Source organism: Streptomyces sp. NBC_01622 (assembly GCF_045209635.1).
Taxonomy (GTDB): domain Bacteria; phylum Actinomycetota; class Actinomycetes; order Streptomycetales; family Streptomycetaceae; genus Streptomyces.
On the sequence record NZ_CP109293.1, the window covers coordinates 1,163,837 to 1,187,340 of the forward strand.

21 protein-coding genes are annotated in these 23,504 nt (G+C 71.9%); 9 read left to right on the forward strand and 12 right to left on the reverse strand.

The genetic code is table 11. The features are described 5' to 3' along the window. Positions 1–7: 7 nt before the first annotated feature. Genes OH768_RS05350 through OH768_RS05360 form a run of 3 tightly spaced genes read right to left on the reverse strand, consistent with a single transcriptional unit; the run spans position 8 to position 2,744 of the window. Positions 8–715, reverse strand: coding sequence for a GntR family transcriptional regulator (locus OH768_RS05350; protein WP_406450553.1), 708 nt, complete (start codon positions 713–715; stop codon positions 8–10). Further along, a complete protein-coding gene (locus OH768_RS05355) occupies positions 712–1,266 on the reverse strand; it encodes a cysteine hydrolase family protein (RefSeq protein WP_406450555.1) in 555 nt (184 codons plus the stop codon). The genes OH768_RS05350 and OH768_RS05355 overlap by 4 nt, the downstream gene beginning before the upstream one ends. Next, positions 1,263–2,744, reverse strand: a complete 1,482-nt coding sequence (locus OH768_RS05360; RefSeq protein ID WP_406450557.1) for a purine-cytosine permease family protein — start codon at positions 2,742–2,744, stop codon at positions 1,263–1,265. Before OH768_RS05360 ends, OH768_RS05355 begins: the two co-directional genes overlap by 4 nt. Positions 2,745–2,962: 218 nt before the next feature. Here OH768_RS05360 and OH768_RS05365 point away from each other — a divergent pair, with 218 nt between their 5' ends. From OH768_RS05365 to OH768_RS05380, 4 genes are all read left to right on the forward strand, one after another. Then, the gene (locus OH768_RS05365; protein WP_406450559.1) at positions 2,963–4,159 is read left to right on the forward strand and encodes a cytochrome P450; all 1,197 of its coding nucleotides are present in this window, start codon (positions 2,963–2,965) and stop codon (positions 4,157–4,159) included. A 157-nt stretch (positions 4,160–4,316) separates the two neighbouring features. Next, positions 4,317–5,588: a cytochrome P450 gene (locus OH768_RS05370; protein ID WP_406450561.1), complete on the forward strand. Its 1,272-nt coding sequence runs from the start codon at positions 4,317–4,319 to the stop codon at positions 5,586–5,588. An 85-nt stretch (positions 5,589–5,673) separates the two neighbouring features. Further along, the gene (locus tag OH768_RS05375) at positions 5,674–6,456 is read left to right on the forward strand and encodes a polysaccharide deacetylase family protein (RefSeq protein WP_406450563.1); all 783 of its coding nucleotides are present in this window, start codon (positions 5,674–5,676) and stop codon (positions 6,454–6,456) included. Between the two features lie 181 nt (positions 6,457–6,637). Beyond that, complete coding sequence (locus OH768_RS05380; protein ID WP_406450565.1) at positions 6,638–7,297, forward strand: YceI family protein; 660 nt, start codon at positions 6,638–6,640, stop codon at positions 7,295–7,297. On the opposite strand, the gene OH768_RS05385 is transcribed toward OH768_RS05380, so the two are convergent. After that, complete coding sequence (locus OH768_RS05385; RefSeq protein WP_406450567.1) at positions 7,275–8,894, reverse strand: amidohydrolase; 1,620 nt, start codon at positions 8,892–8,894, stop codon at positions 7,275–7,277. The two genes, OH768_RS05380 and OH768_RS05385, sit on opposite strands and share 23 nt — an antisense overlap. Positions 8,895–9,172: 278 nt before the next feature. On the opposite strand from OH768_RS05385, the gene OH768_RS05390 reads away from it, so the two are divergent. Both OH768_RS05390 and OH768_RS05395 read left to right on the forward strand, forming a co-directional pair. After that, the gene (locus tag OH768_RS05390; RefSeq protein WP_406450568.1) at positions 9,173–12,058 is read left to right on the forward strand and encodes an AAA family ATPase; all 2,886 of its coding nucleotides are present in this window, start codon (positions 9,173–9,175) and stop codon (positions 12,056–12,058) included. 141 nt (positions 12,059–12,199) lie between these two features. Beyond that, positions 12,200–13,822 (forward strand): protease pro-enzyme activation domain-containing protein, encoded by a 1,623-nt coding sequence (locus OH768_RS05395; RefSeq protein WP_406450570.1) that lies wholly within the window; start codon positions 12,200–12,202, stop codon positions 13,820–13,822. Between the two features lie 79 nt (positions 13,823–13,901). Here OH768_RS05395 and paaE read toward each other — a convergent pair whose 3' ends face one another. The 8 genes from paaE to OH768_RS05435 form a co-directional block, all read right to left on the reverse strand. After that, on the reverse strand, positions 13,902–15,005 hold the full coding sequence (gene paaE, locus OH768_RS05400; protein ID WP_406450572.1) for a 1,2-phenylacetyl-CoA epoxidase subunit PaaE: 1,104 nt from the start codon (positions 15,003–15,005) through the stop codon (positions 13,902–13,904). Between the two features lie 76 nt (positions 15,006–15,081). Beyond that, complete coding sequence (gene paaD / locus OH768_RS05405) at positions 15,082–15,588, reverse strand: 1,2-phenylacetyl-CoA epoxidase subunit PaaD (protein ID WP_406450574.1); 507 nt, start codon at positions 15,586–15,588, stop codon at positions 15,082–15,084. After that, positions 15,582–16,418, reverse strand: coding sequence for a 1,2-phenylacetyl-CoA epoxidase subunit PaaC (gene paaC, locus OH768_RS05410; RefSeq protein WP_406450576.1), 837 nt, complete (start codon positions 16,416–16,418; stop codon positions 15,582–15,584). Before paaC ends, paaD begins: the two co-directional genes overlap by 7 nt. A 9-nt stretch (positions 16,419–16,427) precedes the next feature. Then, positions 16,428–16,712: a 1,2-phenylacetyl-CoA epoxidase subunit PaaB gene (paaB, locus tag OH768_RS05415; RefSeq protein WP_019075091.1), complete on the reverse strand. Its 285-nt coding sequence runs from the start codon at positions 16,710–16,712 to the stop codon at positions 16,428–16,430. Further along, the gene (paaA, locus tag OH768_RS05420; protein WP_406450578.1) at positions 16,709–17,704 is read right to left on the reverse strand and encodes a 1,2-phenylacetyl-CoA epoxidase subunit PaaA; all 996 of its coding nucleotides are present in this window, start codon (positions 17,702–17,704) and stop codon (positions 16,709–16,711) included. The genes paaB and paaA overlap by 4 nt, the downstream gene beginning before the upstream one ends. Before the next feature lie 148 nt (positions 17,705–17,852). After that, complete coding sequence (locus OH768_RS05425; RefSeq protein WP_406450580.1) at positions 17,853–18,719, reverse strand: 3-hydroxyacyl-CoA dehydrogenase family protein; 867 nt, start codon at positions 18,717–18,719, stop codon at positions 17,853–17,855. Continuing rightward, entirely contained in the window at positions 18,716–19,471 is a 756-nt protein-coding gene (locus tag OH768_RS05430) for an enoyl-CoA hydratase/isomerase family protein (RefSeq protein ID WP_406450582.1), read from the reverse strand. Before OH768_RS05430 ends, OH768_RS05425 begins: the two co-directional genes overlap by 4 nt. Further along, entirely contained in the window at positions 19,468–20,673 is a 1,206-nt protein-coding gene (locus tag OH768_RS05435; RefSeq protein WP_406450584.1) for a thiolase family protein, read from the reverse strand. The genes OH768_RS05430 and OH768_RS05435 overlap by 4 nt, the downstream gene beginning before the upstream one ends. A gap of 94 nt (positions 20,674–20,767) precedes the next feature. Here OH768_RS05435 and paaI point away from each other — a divergent pair, with 94 nt between their 5' ends. The 3 genes from paaI to OH768_RS05450 all read left to right on the forward strand — a co-directional run bounded on the left by paaI (position 20,768) and on the right by OH768_RS05450 (position 23,499). After that, on the forward strand, positions 20,768–21,199 hold the full coding sequence (gene paaI, locus OH768_RS05440; protein WP_406450586.1) for a hydroxyphenylacetyl-CoA thioesterase PaaI: 432 nt from the start codon (positions 20,768–20,770) through the stop codon (positions 21,197–21,199). Beyond that, positions 21,196–22,560 (forward strand): phenylacetate--CoA ligase PaaK, encoded by a 1,365-nt coding sequence (gene paaK / locus OH768_RS05445; RefSeq protein WP_406450588.1) that lies wholly within the window; start codon positions 21,196–21,198, stop codon positions 22,558–22,560. Before paaI ends, paaK begins: the two co-directional genes overlap by 4 nt. 150 nt (positions 22,561–22,710) lie before the next feature. Continuing rightward, the gene (locus OH768_RS05450) at positions 22,711–23,499 is read left to right on the forward strand and encodes an SAM-dependent methyltransferase (RefSeq protein WP_406450590.1); all 789 of its coding nucleotides are present in this window, start codon (positions 22,711–22,713) and stop codon (positions 23,497–23,499) included. Positions 23,500–23,504: the final 5 nt, after the last annotated feature.

Sequence of the window (23,504 nt, forward strand, 5' to 3'; positions counted from 1 at the left end):
CAGCGGTTCAGCCGAAGGCGAGGGTGAGTTGGAAGTGGTCGGGGTCGAGGAGGCTCACGACATGTTCGACGAAGGAGCCGTCGGCGGCCCTGCTGGTGCGGCGCGTGTCGAGGAACCAGTCACCCGGTTCGCGGCGCAGCAGCTCCGCCTCCCGGCCGTCGATCCGCCGCCCGCTCACCCGCTGCTCGCCGTGGTCGGGCCGCAGCCCGGCCCGCAGCATCACATCGGTCAGCGACTCCTGCCCGAGGCCGCGTGCCGGCAGGTCCCGCACTCCGGGCACGGGCGGCAGGAAGCTGCGTTCGTACGACACGACGACCGCGTCCGCGACCAGTTCGCGTATCCGCTCCACGCACACGAACTCGGTGGTGTTCAGGGTGAGTTGACGGGCCAGCTCCTCGTCCCGTCTGGCGTCCACCGCGAGCGTCCGGACCCGGGTGTCGATGCCCTGGGTGGCGAGCGCGTGGGCCCAGCCGAGGCTGTCGTCCAGCGGGCGGCCGTCGAAGAGGACGTAGGAGCCCTTGCCGGTGCGGGTGGCGATCAGGCCCGCCTCGCTGAGTTCGGCGAGGGCCGCGCGGACGGTCGTACGGCTCACGCCGAAGCGTTGGGCCAGGGCGTGTTCGCCGGGCAGCTGCTCGCCGGCGGGGCGGTGACCGCTGCGGATCTCCTTGGCGAGGACATCGGTGATGCGCTGGTGTTTGAGCCGGACGCCGGTCATGACGCCTCCCCGACCGCCTCGGCGACCGTGACCACCCGGATCAGGGGCCGGTAGAGGTCCATGACGTGCAGTGCCTTGGCGTGGGAGTCGTCGTCCACACCGGCGCAGGCGTCGGAGACGACCAGTACCTCGGCTCCGGCGTCGGCGGCGGCGAGTGCCGTGGACAGGACGCAGCAGTCGGTGCTGACGCCCGCGAGGACGAGCCGGCCGGTGGGGGCGACGCGCTCGGCGAGTTCCGGGGTCCACTTCCCGAAGGTGGGCACGTCCACGAAGTGCCGTGCCTGGGCGGCGAATTCGTCGGTCAGCCGCCAGAGCGGGGCGTCCGCCGGCTGGAGGGCGAAGGGCCACTGCTCGTAGTAGGCGCGCCAGCTGCCCTCGGGTTTCTCGGGGGCCAGGAACCGGGTGAAGGTGACGTCGTCCCCGAAGGCCGGCAGCAGTCGCCGTACGCCTGCCGCCGCGTCCTCGAAGCGGGGGGTGGCCCAGGGACTGTCGGGTTCGGCGAAGACGCGCTGCATGTCGATGACGGCGAGGTGGCCGGGTGCGGTGGTCATACGGCGGACACCGCCTCGGGGCTGGCGGCCTGCTGCTCCTGGCGCTGGATGCGGGCGCGGCCCAGGGCGAGGGTGCCGAGGAAGCCGAGGGCGAGGGCGGCCAGGACGCCGAGGTTGGCGTAGGCCCAGGAGCCGGACTTGCCGCCGAGGCCGAGCGGGTCGAGGAGGTAGCCCTGCCAGGTCAGCCAGCTGGCGGCCGTGTTGGTGACCAGGCCCCAGCCGATCGCGGTGGCGGCGAGCGTGAGGAGGAGGGGCGTGAGCTGGACGTCGCCGTAGCGGCCGTTCGGGCGGAAGAGGTCGCCCTCGTCGTAGTCGCGGCGGCGCAGGGCGAGGTCGGCGAGCATGATGCCGCACCAGGCGGCGATGGGGACGCCGAGGGTGGTGAGGAAGCCCATGAACTGGCCGAGGAAGTTGTCGGCGAAGAACACGATGTAGATCGAGCCCGCGATCATCAGGACGCCGTCGACGAGCGCGGCGAGGTAGCGCGGCACCGGCAGTCCCGCGGAGAGGAGGGCGAGGCCGGAGGAGTAGATGTCGAGGACCGCGCCGCCGACCAGCCCGAGGACGGCGACCACGACGAACGGGACCAGGAACCAGGTGGGCAGGATCGTCGTCAGCGCGCCGATCGGGTCGGCGGCGACCGCCTTGTTGAGCGTGCTGGAGGAACCGGCGAGCAGCAGACCGAAGACCAGCAGGAGCAGCGGGGCGACGGAGGCGCCGAACGTGGTCCAGCCGATCACGCCTCTGCTGGACGAACTCCGGGGCAGATAGCGGGAGTAGTCGGCGGCGGCGTTGACCCAGCCGAGGCCGAAGCCGGTCATCATGAACACCAGCGCGCCGATGAACTCCTGGGCGGAGCCCGCCGGTACGGCACTGACCGTGCTCCAGTGGATGTGGTCGGCGACGAGGGCGATGTAGACGACGGTGAGCACGGCGGTGACCACGGTGATGACCGTCTGGAGCCGCATGATCAGGTCGAAGCCCATGACTCCGCCGACGACGATGAGCGCGCCGACGATGATCAGCGCGACCACCTTGGTCTCGGTGCCGCCGCCCCAGCTGAGCCTGTCGAAGACGGTCGCCGTGGCCATCGTCGCGAGCGCGGTGAGGACGGTCTCCCAGCCGACGGTGAGGATCCAGGAGATCACCGACGGCAGCCGGTTGCCGCGTACGCCGTAGGCGGCGCGGCTGAGCACCATCGTGGGCGCGGAGCCGCGCTTGCCCGCGACCGCGATGAAGCCGCAGAGCAGGAAGGAGAACACGATGCCGATCACACCGGCGATCAGCGCCTGCCAGAAGGAGATGCCGAAGCCGAGCGCGAAGGCGCCGTAGCTCAGCCCCAGGATCGAGACGTTGGCCCCGAACCAGGGCCAGAACAGCGTGCGAGGGGTGCCTTTGCGTTCGGCGTCGCCGATCACATCGAGGCCGTGGGTCTCGACCTGAAGTTGCCGGGACTGGGAAGTCTGGGAGTCCGCCATCGTCGACCTACCTGTCTAGACGTGTTCAGTCGAGGCTAGGTGCGGTGGTGACGGGCGTCAAGAGGAGAGGGCGGTGGAGCAGGGGACGCCCCGCCGTTCCGCTCAACGGCACGGCACGCGACAGGGCGCCGGGCGGTCAGCAGGCTGGTCCTGTCGGTCGGGCGTCGCACGTACCGCACCTGGTGTGCCGCGCTTCCGCGTTCTCGAAGGAGGGCACCATGGAGTCGTCCACGACGCGTCAGGGGCACGGTGAGCCCGCCCGCACTCCCCGCGGCACCGGCCCCCGCGTCCGCGACCCCCTCGCCCTGCTGACGGCGGAGTTCGACGGCGTCCACGACGTGTGGCGCTCGGCCGCGGGCACGGTGTGCGTGGCGGGTCCGGAGCCGGCCCGGGCGGTGCTCGGCAATCGGGACGGGGCCGTCGCCGAGACGGCCGACTTCTACCGCACCCGGCACGGCGACTTCGGCCCCCGTGCTGCTCAGATCCGGATCGGCCGGGCGGGCCGCGCCCTGATGCGCCGTCATCTGGACGCACGGCGGCCGGAGTTGCCCGCTCTGGTCGCCGAACACCTTGTCCCCAGCAGTGTCTGGCCGGACGCGGGGAACCTGCTCGTGTTCCGGCATCTGCGGGACGTCCTGCTGCACCGGGGCGCCTCGCCCCAACTCCACGCCACCGTCGGGCAGATCGTCCACCGGTCGGTCCTGGCGGGCGCGCGGCGTCGGCACTCGCCGCCGTCGCGACTGCTCTTCCGGCGGCGCGCGCTGAGCGTGCTGCACGCCGAAATACGGGCCAGGCAAGGGGAGTTCGGCAGTCTCCAGGAGCCGCGCGACCTCCTCGACGTCGTGGTGCGGGAGAGCGAGCCCGGGTCGGATCCGAAGGACCTCGCCGAGGTCTATCTCTCCTTCCTGTTCGCCGCCGTCGGCTCGGTCGGCTTCGCCCTCGGGTGGACGGTCCATCTCCTCGGCACCCATCCCGACCGCCTTGCCGTGGAGCCGAGTTGGACGGTCCGGGAGGCGCTGCGGCTGTGGCCGGTGGCGTGGCTGTTCGCGCGGACGCCGAGCCATGTGCAGCGGCTCGGCGGGACGGAGGTCGGCCCGCGCGACCGGCTCGCCGTCTGCACCTATCTGGTGCACCGGCATCCCGGGCACTGGGAGCGGCCGGACGAGTTCGTGCCGGAGCGCTGGGCGGCGCCCGTGCCGGACGGGGCGTACCTCCCGTTCGGTCACGGGCCGCACACCTGCGCCGGGGCGACCGTCACCATGCGGCTCCTGGAGGACCTCGTCGGCATCATCACCCGTGACCGGTGGCTGTCGGTCACCCACGACGGCGCCGGTCCCCAGGTGGGCCCGGCGCTCGCTCCACCGCGTTTCACCGCGGTGCTGAGCGACCGCACCGGCTGTCCCGGAAGGAGGTGAACGCGCATGCGCGCCCTGTATCGCAAGACGAAGTCGGTCCTCAACGTCCGAGGCTCCTACGGCTACTTCTGGTACCTGTACCACCACATCTGACCGGACCGGCGCGGGGAACCGACTGAGCGGCCGGCTCCCCGCGCCCCACGAGGGGAGCGCCTTCATGACCACACCGCAGCACCCCGAGGACTTCCTGCACGCCATGCGGACGCGCAGCGCGGCGGAGGACGGGATCTTCTGGGTCGACGACACCCGGCTCGGCGTGTTCGAGCCGGAGGCCGCGCGCCGGGTCAGCGCCACGAACTGGCACCGGTTCGTGATGAACGACCGGCTGGTCGACATGGTGCGCAGGCGGCGCAGTCCCGAGGTGCGGTGGAGCCAGGTCCGTTCCGCCTGGCTCACCCAGCTGCACACGCTTGCCACCGCGGAGCACCACGGTGACCTGATCGACCGCATGGAGCGGATCATCGACGAGCGGCTGGGCGAGGACGTGGACCTGGTGATGCTCACCCAGGACGTGGCGCTGCGGTCCATGCTGCCGGTCGCGTTGTCCGGCCTCACCGCCGGCGAGGCCGATCTCGTACGCCGGGACCTGGAGATGAAGCTGCTGCGGCTCGTCGCGCCCGCGCCGGGCGGGGTGCGGCACCACCTGCGGTTCGTCGCCGTGCAGTTGCGGTCCGGGCTGGTCGTGCGCCGGGTGCTGCGGCAACGCGCGCGCGGCAAGCGGAGGCGCGAGCAGGATCTCGCCGATCCCTTCGTCGACCTGCTGCCCCAACTCGGCATGGACCGCGCGCTGGACGTGGTGACCACCGTCCTCACCGCGATCGGCGGCCCGCCGGGCACCGCCGCCGCGAGTCTGCTGTACGAGTTCGTCCGGCACCCCGAGTGGCAGCGCCGATTGACCGAAGAGCTGTGCGCGGTGGACCCGGTGGAGTTCCGCACGGCGCCCACGCACGCGGCTCCGGTGACCCACCGGTTCGTCAAGGAGGTACTGCGGCTGTGGAGTCCGCCACTGCTGCTGGTCCGGCACAACAACCACCTCTTCGACTTCGGCAAGACCCGGCTGGAGCCCGGCGACTGGTATCTGCTGAGCCCGCACCTGATCCACCGTGACGACCGCGTCTGGAAGCAACCCGACGTCTTCGACCCCGACCGTTTCCTGCCCGGCGCGCCGCACGGACCGGCCGACCGCAACTGCTATGTGCCGTTCGGCTGGGCGCCCAAGAAGTGCGTCGGCGCGAACATCGGCACCGTCCAACTCATGGGCCTGTGCCACCTGTTGTGCACCCGGTACCACCTGAGTGTCGACCGCCCGGAGGATCTCACGATGGCGCTGCGCTTCGCCCCGGTCCCGGAGAACTTCCGCGGCCGACTCGCCCTGCGCCGACCGGGATCGCGCTCCACCGACCTCGAACCCCCGGAAAATTGTCCGTAATCCGTAACAGCGGGATCCCTCCGCTCGTTTATGCCGTCCTGACGAATGCACGGAAGCGGACAACAGGACAGGGAACAGGGCGGACATGGCGCGTCATGGCGGGCGGGGTTGGTACGGCCGGGTACTCGCGGCGGCGGTCGGTGTGACGGCGGTGGCGGCGGCCACTTCCGTGTGGACCGCGCAGGCCGGTGTGGTCGACGCGCAGCGGGGCGGAACCAATGCGCGTCCCGGCACCTCCAGTTGGGCCCCGGCCCGGGTGGCGGCCGTGTCGGCGGAGATCGTGCACGCCTCCGACAAGGGCGCGCGGGGCGTCAACATCACCATCGACGACGGGCCGGACCCGACCTGGACACCGCAGGTGCTCCAAGTGCTGCGGGAATACGGCGTGAAGGCCACCTTCTGCATGGTGGGCCCGCAGGCCGAGGCCCACCCGGACCTGGTCAAGGCGGTGGTGGCGGCCGGCCACCGGCTGTGCGACCACTCGGTGTCGCACGACACCACCATGGACAAGAAGTCCGAGTCCTACCAGAAGCAGGAGATCCTGAACGCCGCCGCCATGATCACCAAGGCCTCCGGGGGCGTACGGCCGCTGTACTACCGGGCGCCGGGCGGTGCGTTCACGCCGTACAGTCGGCATCTCGCCGCCGCACAGGGCATGCGCCCGCTGGGGTGGAACGTCGACTCCAAGGACTTCGAACTCCCCGGCACCGGCGCCATCGTGACCACCGTCAAGAGCGAACTGTCCAACGGGCCGACCATCCTGTTCCACGACGCGGGCGGCGACCGCTCCGAGACCGTGGCCGCGCTGCGCGAGATCCTGCCGTGGCTGAAGCAGCAGGGCTATTCGTTTGGTTTCCCGATGCGCTGAACAGTGCGTTGAACTGTGCGCCGAATTGACGGTCGTCGTCTTTCGGGTGGCGAATATGTGTGGGAAATGTGGAACGGCCGACGAGGTGGCGGTATTTAAGCGTGTCAGTGCCGATTCGCGCTGCTGTCGATTCGCCATGAAGGGTTGCGGCGATATCACCCGTGCAGTAACTACGTGAAGCATGAACCTGTTCAACCGTGCTGCGCCCCTCCGCCGCCCGGCACCCCCCACAGCTCCGCAACGCCCCGCCGCCCCACCGGCGTTCACCCCCTCCGGCCTGCCCGATCCCGCCCTGGCGGCGCTGACCGGAGAGTGGATGATCGACCCCGCGCACAGCCAGATCGGTTTCTCCGTCCGGCACGCCATGGTGACGACCGTGCGCGGGTCCTTCGCCGAATACAAAAGCCGGCTCTACTTCGAGGGCCGCAACCCGGCCCGTTCGCGGGCGGAGATCGTGGTCTCCACGGGCAGCGTCGACACCGGTGTGGAACAGCGCGACGCCCACTTGGTGGGCCGTGACTTCCTGGACTCCGCGACCTACCCGCGTATGCGTTTCGCCAGCACGGCCGTGCAAATGGCCGGCAACGATGTCTACCGGATGCTCGGTGACCTCACCATCAAGGACACGACCCGTCCCGTCGTCCTGGAACTCACCTACATCGGACATGTCACCGACCCGTTCGGCGTCGAACGGGTCGGCTTCGACGGCACCACCACGATCGACCGTTCCGACTGGGGCCTGACCTACAACTCCCGGCTGGCCGAGGGCGGTGCGATGGTGAGCGAGAAGGTACGGCTCCAATTCGACATCGCCGCGATCAGGACGATGCCGACCGGGTGACGGGACCGCCGCCCACGAACGTGTGCAGGGGGTTCAGGTCGCGCAGGGCGTCGCTCGGGCAACGGGCGGGGTCCTGCTCCCAGACGGTGAGGTCCGCGAGGCGGCCCGGGCTCAGCGTGCCGCGCAGGCTCTGGTCGCCGCACAGCAGCGCCGCGTTGGCGGTGTGCAGGGTGAGGGCCTCGTCGTAGGTGATGGCGTGCTCCGGGCCCTTGGGACCGATGACCGTCTGGCGGGTGATCATGCCGTAGACCGAGCGCATGACGCCGAACTGGCCGACGGGGAAGTCCGATCCGGCGCTGACCTGGGCGCCCAGGTCGATCCAGCCACGGGCGGGGAAGAGCCGGGCGACGCGCTCCGGGCCCCAGAATCCCTCCTCGACCTCGGCGGTGTCGTGCAGCAGCGGCTGCTGGATGGTGACGGGGATGCCCAACTCGACGGCGCGGGCGCGCTGTTCGGGGCCGGCCAGGCCGCCGTGCTCCATGACCAGCGTGCCGGCGGGGAGTCCGGGGTTGCGGGCGAGGACCCGCTCGTAGACGTCCAGGAGGGTGCGCACCGCACGGTCGCCGTAGGCGTGGGTGCCGACCCGCCAGCCGCGCCGGACCACGGCCTCGACGGCCTCCACCAGCGCGTCGGGCTCCCAGGTCAGCGTCCCTGAGAAGGCGTGGTCACAGGCATACGGCTCCTCGGTCGCCCCGGCCTCCAGGCCGCCGTCGAGCCCGAACTTCACACCCCACACGCGCAGCCACGGGTCGGAGTCGTCGCGCCACTTCTCCATGACGTCGAGCAGGTCCTCCACCTGGGCGGCGCTGGTCATGCCCAGCGCCGAGATCAGGGCGCGCACCCGGATACCGAGCGCCCCCGCCTCGCGGGCGGCCAGCAGCACGGCGTAGTCCTCCAGGCCGACCGCGCAGTCGCGGACGATGCCGATGCCGGTGGCGGCGTACTGGGCGGTGGCCAGCCGCAGCCCGTCGATCCGCTCGGCCCGGTCCGGGGCCGGGACCAGGCGCTCCACCAGGCCCAGGGCGTTGTCGATGAGCCGCCCGTCGAGACGGCCGTCGGCGTCGCGGCCGATGACGCCGCCCGGCGGTACGGGGGTGTCCTCGGTGATGCCGGCCAGGCGCAGCGCGTAGCTGTTGACGACGTCGTTGTGGCCGCCGCGCTTGACCAGGACGGGGTGCCGGTCGGTGGCCCGGTCGAGTTCGGCGGCGGTGGGCATGCGCCGCTCTGCCAGGTTGAGTTCCTGCCAGTTGGTGGTGGTGCGGATCCACTCGCCCTCGGGGGTCGTCTTCGCCCGCTCCCGGATCAGGTCCAGGAACTCGGGGATGTCGTGGGCCCGGTGGACCGGGACGTCGTGCGCGCCGAGCGCCGCGTAGATCAGGTGGGTGTGGGTGTCGTCGAAGGCGGGCAGCACGGTGGCGCCGGGCAGGTCGTGCACCGTGGTGTGCGGGCGCAGCAGGTGGTCGAGTCCTCCGGGGTCGGGCGAGAGGGCGGCGATGCGGTCGCCGCGCACGGCCAGTGCCCGCTGCGGGGCCCGGCCGGGCACCAGCGTGTGGATCGCCCCGGCCCGGATCACCAGATCGGCTCCGTGATCAGTCATCGTTCTCTCCCACTTCCTCAGTACATCCGTACATCCACTGACCAGGCTCTTGTACGGGCGATCGGCCGAGTGGCGCACTTCTGGCGGGAACTGGAGCAGGAAACACGCCATGACAGCCGTCCGAAATGGAGATCATGCGCCAATTCCTCGGCAGGTCTCGTCCACCACTCGGAACCGTCATTGACAAGGCGATTCCGCAACGGTTGTCATGAACACATGCCGAACTGCCCGGAGACCCGCCGCACGCACCGCCCCGCCCGCCCCGCCGTGGCGCGGAAGTGCGGTCGTTGACCGGGCACCGCGAGCTGATCGGCACCGCCCGCACCGAGTTGACAGCCCGTCAGGGAGTGCTGCTCCACGGTCCCGCGGGGATCGGCAAGTCCGTGCTCGTGGCCGCCCTCGTGGCGTCCTCGGACGCCCATGTCCGGCCGTCCGGAACGGTGTTGCACTGCTCGCCCGCCGAGGAGGACGCCCGGCTGCCGTTCGCCGGTCTCGTCGACCTGTTCGCACGGGTGCCGGAGAGCCGCCTGACCGCCTTGGCGCCCGAACTCCAATCGGCCCTGCGGACCGCCCTGTTGCACGGCGGGGAACCGGAGGACGGCCGGAACCGGCTCGCGGTACGCGTCGCCGTGCTCAACGTGCTGCGTGCCCTCGCCGCTACCGGGCCGGTGCTGCTGGTCCTCGACGGCCTCCAGTGGCTCGACGAACCGACCGTCGAGGTGCTCGCCTTCGTCGTACGCCGTGTCGAGGGCCTCGACGTACGGATGGTGGCCGCCGAGCGGGTGGCCGACGGCGAGCAGCCCGAACGGCCGCGCTGCTGCCCGCCCGGCACCGTCGAACTGCCGGTGCCACCGCTGACGGACGACGAGGTGGCGCGGCTCCTGCCCGCCGACCTGCCGTCGGCGGTGCTGCGGGCCGTCCAGGACACGGCCGCCGGAAACCCTTGGTACGCCCTGGAGTTGGGGCGGGCGGCGCCGCGCGGCGCGGCGACCGTCGGCCTCGGCCGGACCCTGCCCGTGCCGCACCGGCTGCGCACCCTGCTGCTGGAGCGGGTGCACACCCTGCCGGAGAGCACGCGGTACACGCTCCTCGTCATGAGCGCCGCCGCGCGCCCCACTCTCACGCTGCTGCGCGCCGCCGGTTTCGACGATCCGGCCGCGGACCTGGCGGAGACCGAACGGCTCGGTGTCGCGACGGCCGACGCCCACGGAACCGTACGTTTCCGGCATCCGCTGCTGCGGGCCGCCGTCTACGCCGACGCCCCGGAGTACGGCCGTCGGAAGGCGCACGCCCTGCTGGCCCGTGCGGTCACCGATCCGGTGGAGCGGGCCCGGCATCTCGCGCTCGCCCACCCCTACGAGGACGAGACCACCGCCCGCACCCTGCTGGCCGCCGCCGAATACGCCCGCCGCGACGGCGCGCCCGACGCGGCCTTCGAACTGGCCGGGCTCGCGGCCCTGCGCACTCCGGGCGACCGTCCGGCCGAGCACGCCGACCGGCTGCTGGTGGCGGCCGAATACGCCTGTGACGCAGGGCAGTTGGAGGAGGCGGGGCAGGCGGCCGAGACCGTCCTCGCCGGTTCGGGCTCGGCCCGGCAGCGGGTGCGGGCGCGGCTGGTCCTGCTGCGCAACGCCGGCCAGGCCCTGCACGGCACCTACTCGCTGATCGAGGAAGGACTCCGGGACGCGGCCGGCGACCCGGAGGCGGAGGCGTGGCTGCACCACTGGGCGGCGGTACGGGGCCTGCTGTGCGGGGAGTTGGCGCAGGCCGCCCGGCACGCCCGGCGCGCCGCCCGGCAGGCCGCCGTGGCCGGTGACACCGACACCCGCATCGGGGCACTCGCCACCCTCGCCCGGGTCCGCTCGCTGGGCGGTGAACCGGTCGCCGCCGACGCCGCGCTGGCGGAGGCCCTCGCGCTGACCGGCGGCGCGGGCGCCGGACCGGAGAGCTGGGGGCTGATCCGGATGCGGGCGATCCTCGCCCTGGACTCCGACCAGGTCACCGAGGCCCAGCGCCGGGTCACCGAACTCCTCGCGGAGATCGGGGAGTTCGCCGGGGTCGAGGAGGTCATGGCGACCCTGGTCGCGCTGACCCGCATCCAAGTGCGCGCCGGACGCTGCCGGGAGGCGCTGCGCACCGCCGCCCGCTGCACCCGCGCCGGGGCCGAGACCGGCGTACAGGCAGCTCCGGCGCTGTACGCGGCGGCGCTCGCGGCGACCGCGGGCGGCAGCGCCGACGAGGCGCGGGAGTTGGCCGGGCAGGCGGTGCGGGCCTCGGAGGCGGACGGGGACCGGCTGTTCCTGCTGCGGGCGCTCGCGGTGCTGGGGCAGGCCGAGTTGGTGGCCGGCGATCCGCGCGGGGCCGCCGCGGCGGTCGAGGCGCTGCAACGTGTCAAGGAGCTCGGCGAGGCCATGTCGGCCGCCGACCCGCCCCTGCTGCACTGGTACAGCGACCTGGCCGAGGCCCTGGTCGTGCTGGGCGAGACGGACGCGGCCGGCGCCGTGCTCGACGAGGCCCGCGCCCGGGTGTCCGGCGACGCGCCCGGCAGCGTACTGGCGGCCCTGGAGCGGGCGGAGGGGCTGCGCGAGGCGGGGCTCGGCCGGGCGAAGGAGGGGGCGGTACGGCTGCGCACCGCCGTGGAGCGGCTGCGTCAACTCCCGTTGCCCGTGGAGCTGGTACGCACTCTCATCTCGCTCGGCGCGGTCGAACGACGGGCCCGCCACCGCAACGCGGCCCGCACCGCGCTCGGCGAGGCGCTGGAGACCGCGACCCGCATCGGCGCCGCTCCGCTGGCGGCACGGGCGGGCGACGAACTGGCCCGGCTGGAGGCGGGCGACCGGGACGGCGAGGGGCGGCCCGAACTCACGCCGACAGAAGCGCGGGTGGCCGAACTGGTCGGCGGCGGGGCCACCAACCGGGAGGTCGCCGCCGAGCTGTTCATCAGCGTCAAGACGGTCGAGGGCACCCTGTCGCGGGTCTACCGCAAGGTCGGTGTCCGCTCGCGCACCGCGCTCGCCCATGCCATGGCGGTCGCCGTCATCGCGTCCGGAGCGGCGACCGTGAGCGTCGGCGACGACGACCAACAGCAGGCCACCACACAGGCGGTGACGATCAGTCAGCAGGGCCGGCTGCGGACACCCCGCACCCTCGACACCCGCCGCTGACCTGTCATCCGCGGTTCATGTGACACCCGCAGTTAACACGTGACGCAAGGGTTCCCCCGCTTATGCGGGTGGGGCGGATGTTCCTACGGTGAAGCCGTTCCGCTTCCGGGACAGCAACCCCCCACTCCTCGGAGGACTTCCGTGACGTCACGTCTGAAGCTGGTCGGCCTCGTCGCCGTACCGGCCCTGCTCGCCGCCGCCGTCCCCAGCGCCTACGCCGCCGTCCAGCCGCACTCAACTCGCGCCGCCGTCGCGGGAGATGTCCTCAAGGGCCTGAACCACGACGCGTCCCGCACCGGCGCCGTCGCCGCCGGCAAGCGCATATCGGTGGCCATCAGCCTGACGCCGAGAAACGACAAGGCGCTGGACACGTTCGTCGCCAACGTCAGCAATCCGCGGTCGAGTTCGTACGGCCACTATCTGACGAAGGCCCAGTTCGCGGCCCGGTTCGGGCGGACCGACGCCGAGGTGAAGCAGGTCAAGGACTTCCTGCGGGCCCAGGGTCTCACCGTCGGCAAGGTGCACTCGGGGAACCTGCTGGTCGACGCCAGCGGCACCGCCGCCCAGCTGGAGAAGGCGTTCGGCACCAAGCTGTCGACGTGGAAGGACGCCAGGTCGGGCCGCGCGTTCTACGCCAACGAGACCGCACCGACCCTGCCGACCGGCATCGCCGGCCTGGTCAGCGACGTGACCGGCCTCAACAACCGCGCCCAGCTGCACCACCAGGGGTCCGCCAAGGTCAACCCGCACAACGGCCCCGGCGGCGGCTACACCCCGGCCCAGATCAAGGGCGGCTACAACGTCTCCGGGACGTACACCGGCAGCGGGCAGAAGATCGCGCTGCTGGAGTTCGACGGCTTCCAGCAGTCCAACATCACCAAGTACGACACCAACTACAGCCTGGGCTCGCCCACTCCGACCGTGTCGAAGGTGGACGGCGGTTCCGGCGCGCTCGGTGACGGCCAGGTCGAGGTCGAGCTCGACATCGAGGTGCTGCACGCGATCGCCCCGAAGGCGAACGTCACGGTCTTCGAGGGCCCCAACTCCGACGCCGGTGAGGTCGACACCTACCAGGCCATCGTCGACAGCGGCATCCCGACCACCTCGATCAGCTGGGGCGCCTCCGAGAGCCAGCGCACCACCTCCAACATCAACGCCGTGGACGCCGTCTTCAAGGCGGGCGCGGCCGAGGGCCTCGGCTTCTACGCGGCCTCCGGCGACGACGGCTCGGACGACGCGGGCGACGGCACCACCACCGTCGACTACCCGGCCGCCGACCCGTACGTCACCGGCGTCGGCGGCACCACGCTGACCGTCACCTCCGCCAACGCGTGGAGCAAGGAGACGGCCTGGTCGGGCGGTGGCGGCGGCAAGTCCTCCGTCTTCAAGATCCCGAGCTGGCAGACCGCGGTGCAGAAGACCGCGGGCGGCGGCTACCGCCAGGTTCCCGACGTGTCGGCGCTCGCGAACCCGAGCCCCGGTGTCTCGATCTACTCGCAGGGCAGCTGGGGCACGGTCGGCGGCACCAGCGCCGCCGCGCCCGAGTGGGCGGCCTTCGGCGCGCTCTACAACCAGCAGGCCGCGGCGGCCGGCAAGGCCAACCTCGGCTTCGCCAACCCCGCGCTCTACACGGCGAAGGGCACCGGCTTCCACGACATCACCAGCGGCAGCAACGGCGCCTACTCCGCCGCCACCGGCTGGGACTTCACGACCGGCTGGGGTTCGTACAACGCCGCGACCCTGGCGGCCAAGCTCCTCGGCTGACCGCCGGTAGCTGAACCAAGAGCGGGCCGGGATCCCTCCCGGCCCGCTCTTCACGTGTGCCGAAGTGTCCTGGCCCGCCTCAGCTGTCGTAGTCGACGGCGAGTGTGTCGGACACCGGGAAGGTCTGGCAGGTGAGGACGTAACCGGCGTCGACCTCGGCGGGTTCGAGGGCGTAGTTGCGCCGCATGTCCGCGGTGCCGTCGGTGACCAGCGCGCGGCAGGTGCCGCAGACGCCGCCCTTGCAGGCGAAGGGCAGGTCGGGCCGGGTCTTCTGGGCGCCGTCGAGGATCGAACTGCCCTTGGGCAGCGCGGAGTTGGTGGTGCGGCCGTCGAGCGTGACGCTCACCTGGCTGACGGGGCCGTCGTAGGCCTTGTCGATGTGTTCGTTGGGTCGTACGGGCTCGTCGTCGGCGTAGAACAGCTCCTGATGGACGCGTTCGGCGGGGACGCCGAGTCCGGTGAGGACCTGCTGGGCGTCGCGGACCATGCCGTGCGGGCCGCACAGCCACCAGTGGTCGGCGGTCTCCACGTCCACGAGGGCGGCGACGAGTGTGGTGAGCCGGTCGGCGTCGAGGCGGCCGGAGAGGATCTCGGCCTCGCGCGGTTCGCGGGACAGGACGTGCGCGAGCTGGAACCGGCCGGGGTACAGGTCCTTCAGGTCGGCGAGGTCGTCGGCGAACATCACGGTGTCGGAGCGCCGGTTGCCGTAGAAGAGCGTGACGCGGGAGCGGGTGTCGGCGGCGAGGACGGATTCCGCGATGGACAGCATCGGGGTGATGCCGGAGCCGGCGGCGATCAGGACGTGGTGGCCGGGGACGGTCAGGTCGGGGGTGAAGACGCCGGTGGGGGCCATCACCTCGACGGTGTCTCCGGGGCGTACCTCGTTGACCAGCCAGGAGGAGAACAGGCCGCCGGGGACGACGCGTACGCCGATGCGGGGGCGTGCTCCCGCCGGGGAGCAGATGGAGTACGAGCGGCGCTCGTCGCGTCCCTCGACCTCACGGCGGAGCGTGAGCGCCTGGCCGGGCCGGTACGCGAACTCCTCGGCGAGGTGGTCGGGGATGTCGAAGCCGATGGCGGCGGCGTCCTCGCACAGCGGCTCGACGGCCGCCACCCGCAGCGCGTGGAAGGCCGGACGGCGGCGCGCAGGGCGGGCGGGGGTGGTGGGGGCCGGGGCGGTCACTGGTCCACCGTCCTTTCCACGGGCGGGAGTTGAGGACCCGCCGTGCTCTCCGCGAGCGGGTGTCGGGGGCTCGCCATCAGATCTCCTTGACGTACTCGAACGGCTCGCGGCAGGCGCGGCACCGCCACAGGGCTTTGCAGGAGGTCGCGGCGAAGTGCGAGGTCTCCTCGGTGTCCGTCGCCCCGCAGCGGGGGCAGGCCACCGTACGGCGGGTCGGCGACAGCGTGAGCTTGACCGGGCCTCGGGGGGCGGCACCCGGCGGGGCGATGCCGTGTTCGACGAGCTTGGCTCGGCCCGCCAGGGTGATCCAGTCGCTGCTCCAGGGCGGGGTCAGGACCGTACGGATCTCCACGCGCGCGTACCCGGCGTCCGTTAGCCGCGCGGCCACCTCGGCACGCATCTCGGCCATGGCCGGGCAGCCGGAGTAAGTCGGCGTGAGGCTCGCGACGACCGTGCCGTCCTCGCCGACCTCGACGTCACGCAGGACGCCGAGGTCGGCCAGCGTGAGCATGGGCATCTCGGGATCGGGCACCTGCGCGGCGATGTGCCGGGCGCGCCGCGCGTCGAGCAGGGTGGTCACCATGTCGCCTCCGGGTGGGCGCGGGCCACGCTCTGGAGTTCGGTCAGCAGCGGGGCCAGGTGTTCGGTGTGGTCGCCGTCGCGGCCGTGCCCGGGGACCGGTGCAGCCTCGGGCCAGGCGAGCCCGGCGGCGTCGGTGACCTGGCGGAGCACGGCCAGCACCTCTTCCCTCAACTCGCCCGTGGTCGCGAAGAGTTCGTCCACGTAGGGCGCGATGGCAGCCAGCGCGTCCCGCATCCTCCGCTGCGACTCCTCCGTGCCGTCACCGAGCCGGACGACCCACTCGGCGGCGTACTGGCGGTGGTACGCCAGCTCCTTGACGCCCTTGGCGGCGATGGCGGCGAGCACCGGGTCCGGTGTGGTGACGGCGAGTCGCTCGAAGAGGGCCAGTCGCCAGGAGGACAGCACCAGCAGCCGGGTGGTCGAGAACGCGAAGTCCCCGTTGGGCAGTTCGGCCAGCCGTACGTTGCGGAAGGCGTCGGCGTCGCGGAAGTAGGCGTAGGCGTCCTCGCCGCGTCCGGTGCCGTCGACCTGGCCGGCGCGCGCGTAGAACAGACGGGTCTGGCCGAGCAGGTCGAGCCCGATGTTGGCCAGCGCGACCTCCTCCTCCAACTCGGGGGCGGCGGTGCACCATTGGGCCAGTCGCTGGGCGCTGACGAGCGCGTCGTCGCCGAGTGCCAGGCAGTACGCGGCCAGTTGGGCGGTGTCCGTGCCCTCCGGCACGCTCTGGTCGACGCCGTGCAGCGGGTCCTCGAAGCCGGTGCCGAAGGCCCAGCGGGCGTCGCTGTCGTCGTGCCCCTCGGCCAGGGACAGATAGACGTGGTCGTCACTCATGCCCTGCTCCTAGATGTGGGGGACGTCGTCGGGGATGTCGTAGAACGTGGGGTGGCGGTAGACCTTGTCGGCGCTCGGCGCGAAGAACGGGTCCTTCTCGTCGCGGGTCGAGGCGGCGATGTGCTCGGAGCGCACGACCCAGATGGACACGCCCTCGTTGCGCCGTGTGTAGAGGTCGCGGGCGTGGGTGAGCGCCATGGCGTCGTCGGCGGCGTGCAGCGAGCCGACGTGGACGTGGTTCAGTCCGCGCTTACCGCGCACGAACACCTCGTACAGGGGCCAGTCCTGCGTCATGCCGCCGCTCCTTCGGTCTGCTGTGTACGAGCGGCCGCCTGCTTGGCCGCGTGGGCGGTGGCCGCCTCCCGGACCCAGGCGCCCTCCTCGTGGGCGGCCCGGCGGCGGGACACCCGCTCGGCGTTGCACGGTCCGTCGCCCTTGATCACGCGCTGCAACTCGGACCAGTCGGGGGTGCCGAAGTCGTGGTGTCCGCGCTCCTCGTTCCAGCTCAACTCCGAGTCGGGCAGGGTGACTCCGAGCTTCTCGGCCTGCGGGACGGTCATGTCGACGAAGCGCTGGCGCAGTTCGTCGTTGCTGTGCCGCTTGATCTTCCAGGCCATGGAGCGGGCCGAGTTGGGCGAGTCGTCGTCGGGCGGCCCGAACATCATCAGCGACGGCCACCACCAACGGTCCACCGCGTCCTGGACCATGGCCCGCTGGGCGTCCGTGCCGCGCATCATCGTGAGCAGCAGCTCGAAGCCCTGGCGCTGGTGGAAGGACTCCTCCTTGCAGACCCGCACCATGGCCCGCGCGTACGGACCGTACGAGCAGCGGCACAGCGGCACCTGGTTGCAGATCGCGGCGCCGTCCACGAACCAGCCGATCACGCCGACGTCGGCGAAGGTCGGCGTCGGGTAGTTGAAGATCGACGAGTACTTCTGCCGGCCCTCGATCAGGGCCTCGGTCAGCTCGGCGCGGTCCGCGCCCAGGGTCTCGGCGGCCGAGTACAGATACAGTCCGTGTCCGGCCTCGTCCTGCACCTTCGCGAAGAGGATCGCCTTGCGGCGCAGGGAGGGCGCGCGGGTGATCCAGTCGCCCTCCGGCTGCATCCCGATGATCTCCGAGTGCGCGTGCTGCGCGATCTGCCGGATCAGGGTCCTGCGGTAGCCGTCGGGCATCCAGTCGCGGGGCTCGATCCGCTGGTCCTTCGCGATCGTGGCGTCGAACTGCTCCTCGAACCGCGTCTCGTCCCGGTCGGCGGCTGACGCCTCCGTGCCTGTGCTGGTCATCGACACCTCAACTCCCCTACCGACCATTCGTTCGGTTCCCAGTGTGAAGGGTTTCCCCCGGTGAGGCAAGACCTGCCGCGCGAATGGCTGGTCAGCGGCCTCGGGCGGACGGCTCCGAGCCGTCGTATCCGGAGGCGATCCGTCGTGCTCACTCCCACGTGTAGAACCCCTGTCCCGTCTTCCGGCCCAGTTCACCGCGCGCGACCTTCTCGCGCAGCAGCCGGGGCGGGGCGAAGCGCTCGCCGAGGGTGGAGTGAAGATATTCGGCGACGGCCAGGCGTACGTCGAGTCCGACCAGGTCGGTCAGGCGCAGCGGCCCCATGGGGTGCTTGTAGCCCAGGCTCATCGCGTCGTCGATTGCCTCCGGTTCGGCGACACCCTCCTCGACCATGCGGATCGCCTCCAGGCCGAGCGCCAGCCCGAGGCGGCTGCTGGCGAAGCCGGGCGAGTCCTTGACGGTCACGTCCTTCTTGCCGAGGGCGTGCGTCCAGTCCAGGGCGGCGCCGACGGCGGCGGCCTCCGTGCCCGGCGCGACGACGATCTCGACCAGGGCCGAGGCGGGCACCGGGTTGAAGAAATGCATGCCCAGGAAACGGCCGGGCCGGGTGAGCGCGGCGGCGAGCTCGGTGACCGACAGGGAGCTGGTGTTGGTGGCCAGCACGGTGGTCGCGCCCACCGCCCGCTCGGCCGCCGCGAGCACCCGGGCCTTGAGCCCGGCGTCCTCGGGGACGGCCTCGACGACCAGATCGGCGTCGGCGGGCAGCCCGTCGACCGAGCCCGTCATGGTGACACGGGCGAGGACCTGCTCCGCGGGCTCACCGAGCAGGCCGCGCTCGGCGGCCCGCTTCAGTCCGGTCGCGACCCGGTCCAGCGCGGCGGCCGAGGCCTGCTCACCGCTCTCCACGACGGTCACGGACGATCCGGCGGCGGCGAAGGACTGCGCGATACCGGCGCCCATCCGGCCACCGCCGATGACACCTACAACTGCGGGCACGGAGTGGGGTGTTGGGCTCATGCTCGGCTATTCCTCTTCTCCAGGAAGCGTGTCATACGGTCCCTCTTGTCCTGCCCCTCGAAGAGCACGGCCTGCGCGAGGTCGTCGGCGATCGGGTGGGCGCCGGGCGAGTCGACCACGAGCTTGGTGAGCCGGAGGGCGGTGGCCGAGGACCGGGCCATCCGGTCGAGCAGCTCGTGCGCCGCGTCCAAGAGCTTCTCCGCCGGTACGACGTCGATGACCAGCCCGGCGGCCAGCGCCGCCGCCGCGTCGAGGTTCCGTCCGGCGAGCAGCACCTGCTTGGCCACCGACTCGCCCACCAGTTCCGGCAGCCGCCAGCAGGCACCCGCCGCGGCGAGGATCCCGAGGCCGGGCTCCGGATTGCCGAAGACGGCGTCCGGACCTGCGATCCGCAGATCACAGGCGTACGACAGCTCCGCGCCGCCACCCAGCGCCCAGCCGTCCACCGCCGCGAGGGTCGGCATCGGCAGCCGGCGTACGCGCTCGAACAGCCTGCTGTTGATGCCCCGCAGCGCCTCGTCCCGCCCGCGCTCCAGCAGCTCCGCGATGTCGGCGCCGCCCGCGAAGACCCCGCCATGACCGGTGAGCAGGAGCAGCTTCGGGTGCTGCTCCAACTGCTCGCAGACGGCGTGCAGTTCGCGGATCATCAGCCCGCTGATGGCGTTGCGGGCCTCGGGGCGGTGCAGGGTGACGACGACACGGTCCGCGCGCTCCTCGACGAGGAGGGTCTCGTACGGCTCGGGGGCGCTCACACCCGCTCCACGAGCATCGCGACACCCTGGCCGACGCCGACGCACAGCGTGGCCAGCCCCCGTCGGGCGTCCTCCCGCTCCAGCCGGCCGAGCAGCGTGAGCAGGATGCGGGCGCCGGAGCAGCCGAGGGGGTGGCCGAGCGCGATGGCGCCGCCGTCGGCGTTGACCTTGTCCTCGTCGAGCTTGAGGCGGCGCGTGACGGCGAGTGCCTGGGCGGCGAAGGCCTCGTTCAGTTCTACGGCGTCCAGGTCGCCGGTCCCCCAGCCGGCGCGGGCGAGCGCCTTCTCGGTGGCGGGTACCGGGCCGAGGCCCATGAGGTGGGGCTGCACTCCGGCCGAGGTGGAGGTGACGATGCGGGCCCTGGGGGTGAGCCCGTGGCGCCGGACCGCCGCCCCGCTCGCGACCACCAGGGCGGCGGCGCCGTCCGACAGCGGCGAGGACGAGCCCGCGGTGACGATGCCGCCCTCACGGAAGATGGTGCGCAGGGAGCCGAGCTTCTCCAGCGTGGTGCCGGGGCGCGGGCCCTCGTCGCGGGTGACTTCACCGTCCTTCACCGCGACCGGCACGATCTCCCGGTCGAAGTGGCCCAACTCCTGTGCTGCGACGGCGCGTTGATGGCTGCGCAGCGCGAAGGCGTCGGAGTCGGCGCGGGTGATGCCGTCGAGCGCGGCGACCTCCTCGGCCGTCTCGCCCATGGACAGGGTGTCCTGCGCGGCGAAGCACGGGTTGGTGAAGCGCCAGCCCAGCGAGGTGTCGTGCACCTCCCCCGGCTTGGCCCACGGGGTGCCGGGCTTGGCCATCACCCACGGCGCCCGGGTCATCGACTCGACCCCGCCGGCGACGACGAGGTCCGCCTCTCCTGCGCGTATCGCCTGGGCGGCCGAGGCCACGGCGGTGAGCCCCGAGGCGCAGAGCCGGTTGACGGTGTAGCCGGGCACGGTGTGCGGCAGCCCCGCCAGCAGGACGGCCATACGGGCCACGTCCCGGTTGTCCTCGCCGGCCTGGTTGGCGGCGCCGAGGATCACCTCGTCCACCGCGTCGGCCGGAATCCCGGCACGGCGGACCGCCTCGCCGACGACAAGCGCCGCGAGGTCGTCGGGCCGTACGGACGCCAGGGCGCCGCCGTAGCGGCCCTGCGGGGTGCGCGCCCCGTCGATCAGATAGACCTCGTCGGAGGACGGCTCGGAGCTGGTCTGGGGCATGCGTTCCACCTCTTGACAGGCAGTGGTGATGCTGGATTACTTGGCCGTGCCGCACGCTAACCGAATGTTCGGTCGGTCCACAAGGTGGTGGAATATGACGCAGGCCATGAACACGGCCCCCGGTCCCACGGAGAAGATGTTCGCCGCGGACGAGGCGTCCCGGGCTCTCGGTATCGAGCTCGTCGAACACGGCGAAGGGACCGCCGTGCTCCGTATGACCGTGACCCCGGTAATGGTCAACGGACACGGGACCGCCCACGGCGGCTATCTGTTCCTGTTCGCCGACTCCGCCTTCGCCTGTGCCTGCAACAGCCACGGCCCGGTGACCGTGGCCGCCGCGGCCGACATCGACTTCGTCGCCCCGGCGCACGAGGGCGACGTCCTGGTGGCGACCGCGCGCGAGCGCACCCGGTTCGGCCGCAGTGGCATCTACGACGTGCGCGTGGAGCGCGGCGACCAGGTGATCGCGGAGTTCCGGGGACGGAGCCGCAGTATCAACAGCACAAGGACGAAGGAGTCTCCATGAGCAGCGATCCGTCGGCCCGGGTGACCGCACCGGTTTCGGCGCCCGCGAGCCGGCGCCTGGGCGAACCGCTCCCCGAAGGGCTGCTGGACGGCGCCGAGCGCCTCACCCGCGAGGAGCTGCGCGCGCACCAACTCGGTCTGCTCCAGGCCACGTTGCGGCACGCCTACGACAACGTGGAGCTGTACCACCGCAAGTTCGACGAGGCCGGGGTCAAACCCGGGGACTGCCACACCCTTGAGGACCTGGCCCGGTTCCCCTTCACCACCAAGGCCGACCTGCGGGACACCTACCCCTTCGGCATGTTCGCCGTCCCCATGGACCAGGTCCGCCGTGTCCACGCCTCCAGCGGCACCACCGGCCGCCCCACGGTCGTCGGCTACACGGAGAACGACCTCTCCATGTGGGCGGACGTGGTGGCCCGCTCGATCCGCGCGGCCGGCGGCCGTCCCGGTCACAAGGTCCATGTCTCGTACGGCTACGGGTTGTTCACCGGCGGTCTGGGCGCGCACTACGGCGCCGAGCGCGCGGGCTGCACCGTGATCCCCGCCTCCGGTGGCATGACCGCCCGCCAGGTGCAGATCATCCAGGACTTCGAGCCCGAGATCATCATGGTCACCCCGTCCTACATGCTGACCCTCCTCGACGAGTTCGAGCGCCAGGGCGTCGACCCGCGCACCAGCTCCCTCAAGGTGGGCATCTTCGGCGCCGAGCCGTGGACGGAGGAGATGCGCCGCGAGATCGAGGAGCGCATGGACATCCACGCGGTCGACATCTACGGCCTGTCGGAGGTGATCGGCCCCGGTGTGGCGCAGGAGTGCGTGGAGACCAAGGACGGCCTCCATGTGTGGGAGGACCACTTCTTCCCGGAGGTCGTCGATCCGTTCACGGGCGAGGTGCTCCCCGACGGCGACAGCGGCGAACTGGTCTTCACCTCCCTCACCAAGGAGGCGCTGCCGATCATCCGCTACCGCACCCGCGACCTGACCCGGCTGCTGCCCGGCACGGCCCGCCCGGCCTTCCGGCGGATCGAGAAGATCACCGGCCGCAGCGACGACATGATCATCCTGCGCGGGGTGAACGTGTTCCCCAGCCAGATCGAGGAGATCATCCTGCGCACCCCCGCCGTCGCCCCGCACTTCACGATCCAGCTGACCCGCCGCGGCCGGATGGACCACATGACGGTCCGCGCCGAGGCCCGCCCCGGCGCCGGCCCCGAGCAGCGGACGGCCGCCGCGGCGGCGATCGGCAAGGGCGTCAAGGACGGTGTGGGCGTGACCGTGGACGTGGAGATCGTCGACCCCGAGACCCTGGAGCGCTCGGTGGGCAAGATCCGCCGGGTCAAGGACCTGCGGGAGCAGTGATGTCCGTGGCGCCGGTCACCGGGCCGGTTCCGCCGGGCCGGTGACCGGCGCGGCGGGCCCAACTCCCCTCCCCCGCAGGCCACATGACCGGCCCGAGTACGATGATCGGGAGCTCGGCCCGATCCGTCCACTCGGCACGATGGAGTTGCCATGACGACCGACCCGCAGTCGGCCCCGCAGATCGACACCGGCAAGGCACATCCCGCGCGGGTCTACGACTGGCTGCTGGGCGGCAAGGACAACTACCCGGTCGACGAGGCCGTGGGGGAGAAACTGCCGCCCGAGGCGAAGGACGCGGCCCGGCAGAACCGTCAGTTCATGCACCGCGCGGCGACCTGGCTGGCCGGCCGGGGCCTCGACCAGTTCCTGGACATCGGCACGGGCATCCCCACCGCGCCCAACCTGCACCAGATCGTGCAGCGGACCGTGCCGGCCGCGAAGGTCGTCTACACCGACAACGACCCGATCGTGCTGCGCCATGCCGAGGCCCTGCTGATCAGCCACCCCGACGGGGTCACCGACTACGTCCAGGCCGACGTACGACAGCCCGAGGCGATCGTCGAACACGCCCGCCACGTCCTGGACTTCGGCCGCCCGATCGCCCTCTCGCTGATCGCGCTGATGCACTTCATCCCCGACGAGCAGGACGCCCACGGCATCGTCCGCGACCTCGTCGCCACCATGCCGGCCGGCAGCTATCTGGTCCTGTCGCACGCCGCGTCCGACCTCTACCCCGAGCTGGCCGCGCAGGTCACCGCCGAATACGCCAAGGGCGGCATCAAGCTCGGCTTCCGCACCCGCCCGGAGGTCGCCCGTTTCTTCGACGGCCTCGACCTGGTGGCGCCCGGCCTGGTGACGGCGACGGAGTGGAACCCTCCGGCGCCGGGCGAGACCCCGGAGGGCAGCGGGATCTACGCGGCGGTCGCGCGGATCCCCTGAGCCCT

Coding starts and splice junctions, on each gene's coding strand:
- OH768_RS05450 (WP_406450590.1), top strand. CDS start 22,711: ATGACGACCGACCCGCAGTCGGCCCCGCAGATCGACACCGGCAAGGCA.
- paaA (WP_406450578.1), bottom strand. CDS start 17,704: ATGACCAGCACAGGCACGGAGGCGTCAGCCGCCGACCGGGACGAGACG.
- paaI (WP_406450586.1), top strand. CDS start 20,768: ATGACGCAGGCCATGAACACGGCCCCCGGTCCCACGGAGAAGATGTTC.
- paaB (WP_019075091.1), bottom strand. CDS start 16,712: ATGACGCAGGACTGGCCCCTGTACGAGGTGTTCGTGCGCGGTAAGCGC.
- OH768_RS05365 (WP_406450559.1), top strand. CDS start 2,963: ATGGAGTCGTCCACGACGCGTCAGGGGCACGGTGAGCCCGCCCGCACT.
- paaC (WP_406450576.1), bottom strand. CDS start 16,418: ATGAGTGACGACCACGTCTATCTGTCCCTGGCCGAGGGGCACGACGAC.
- OH768_RS05385 (WP_406450567.1), bottom strand. CDS start 8,894: ATGACTGATCACGGAGCCGATCTGGTGATCCGGGCCGGGGCGATCCAC.
- paaD (WP_406450574.1), bottom strand. CDS start 15,588: ATGGTGACCACCCTGCTCGACGCGCGGCGCGCCCGGCACATCGCCGCG.
- OH768_RS05375 (WP_406450563.1), top strand. CDS start 5,674: ATGGCGCGTCATGGCGGGCGGGGTTGGTACGGCCGGGTACTCGCGGCG.
- OH768_RS05435 (WP_406450584.1), bottom strand. CDS start 20,673: ATGCCCCAGACCAGCTCCGAGCCGTCCTCCGACGAGGTCTATCTGATC.
- OH768_RS05425 (WP_406450580.1), bottom strand. CDS start 18,719: ATGAGCCCAACACCCCACTCCGTGCCCGCAGTTGTAGGTGTCATCGGC.
- OH768_RS05380 (WP_406450565.1), top strand. CDS start 6,638: ATGAACCTGTTCAACCGTGCTGCGCCCCTCCGCCGCCCGGCACCCCCC.
- OH768_RS05370 (WP_406450561.1), top strand. CDS start 4,317: ATGACCACACCGCAGCACCCCGAGGACTTCCTGCACGCCATGCGGACG.
- OH768_RS05360 (WP_406450557.1), bottom strand. CDS start 2,744: ATGGCGGACTCCCAGACTTCCCAGTCCCGGCAACTTCAGGTCGAGACC.
- OH768_RS05350 (WP_406450553.1), bottom strand. CDS start 715: ATGACCGGCGTCCGGCTCAAACACCAGCGCATCACCGATGTCCTCGCC.
- OH768_RS05355 (WP_406450555.1), bottom strand. CDS start 1,266: ATGACCACCGCACCCGGCCACCTCGCCGTCATCGACATGCAGCGCGTC.
- paaK (WP_406450588.1), top strand. CDS start 21,196: ATGAGCAGCGATCCGTCGGCCCGGGTGACCGCACCGGTTTCGGCGCCC.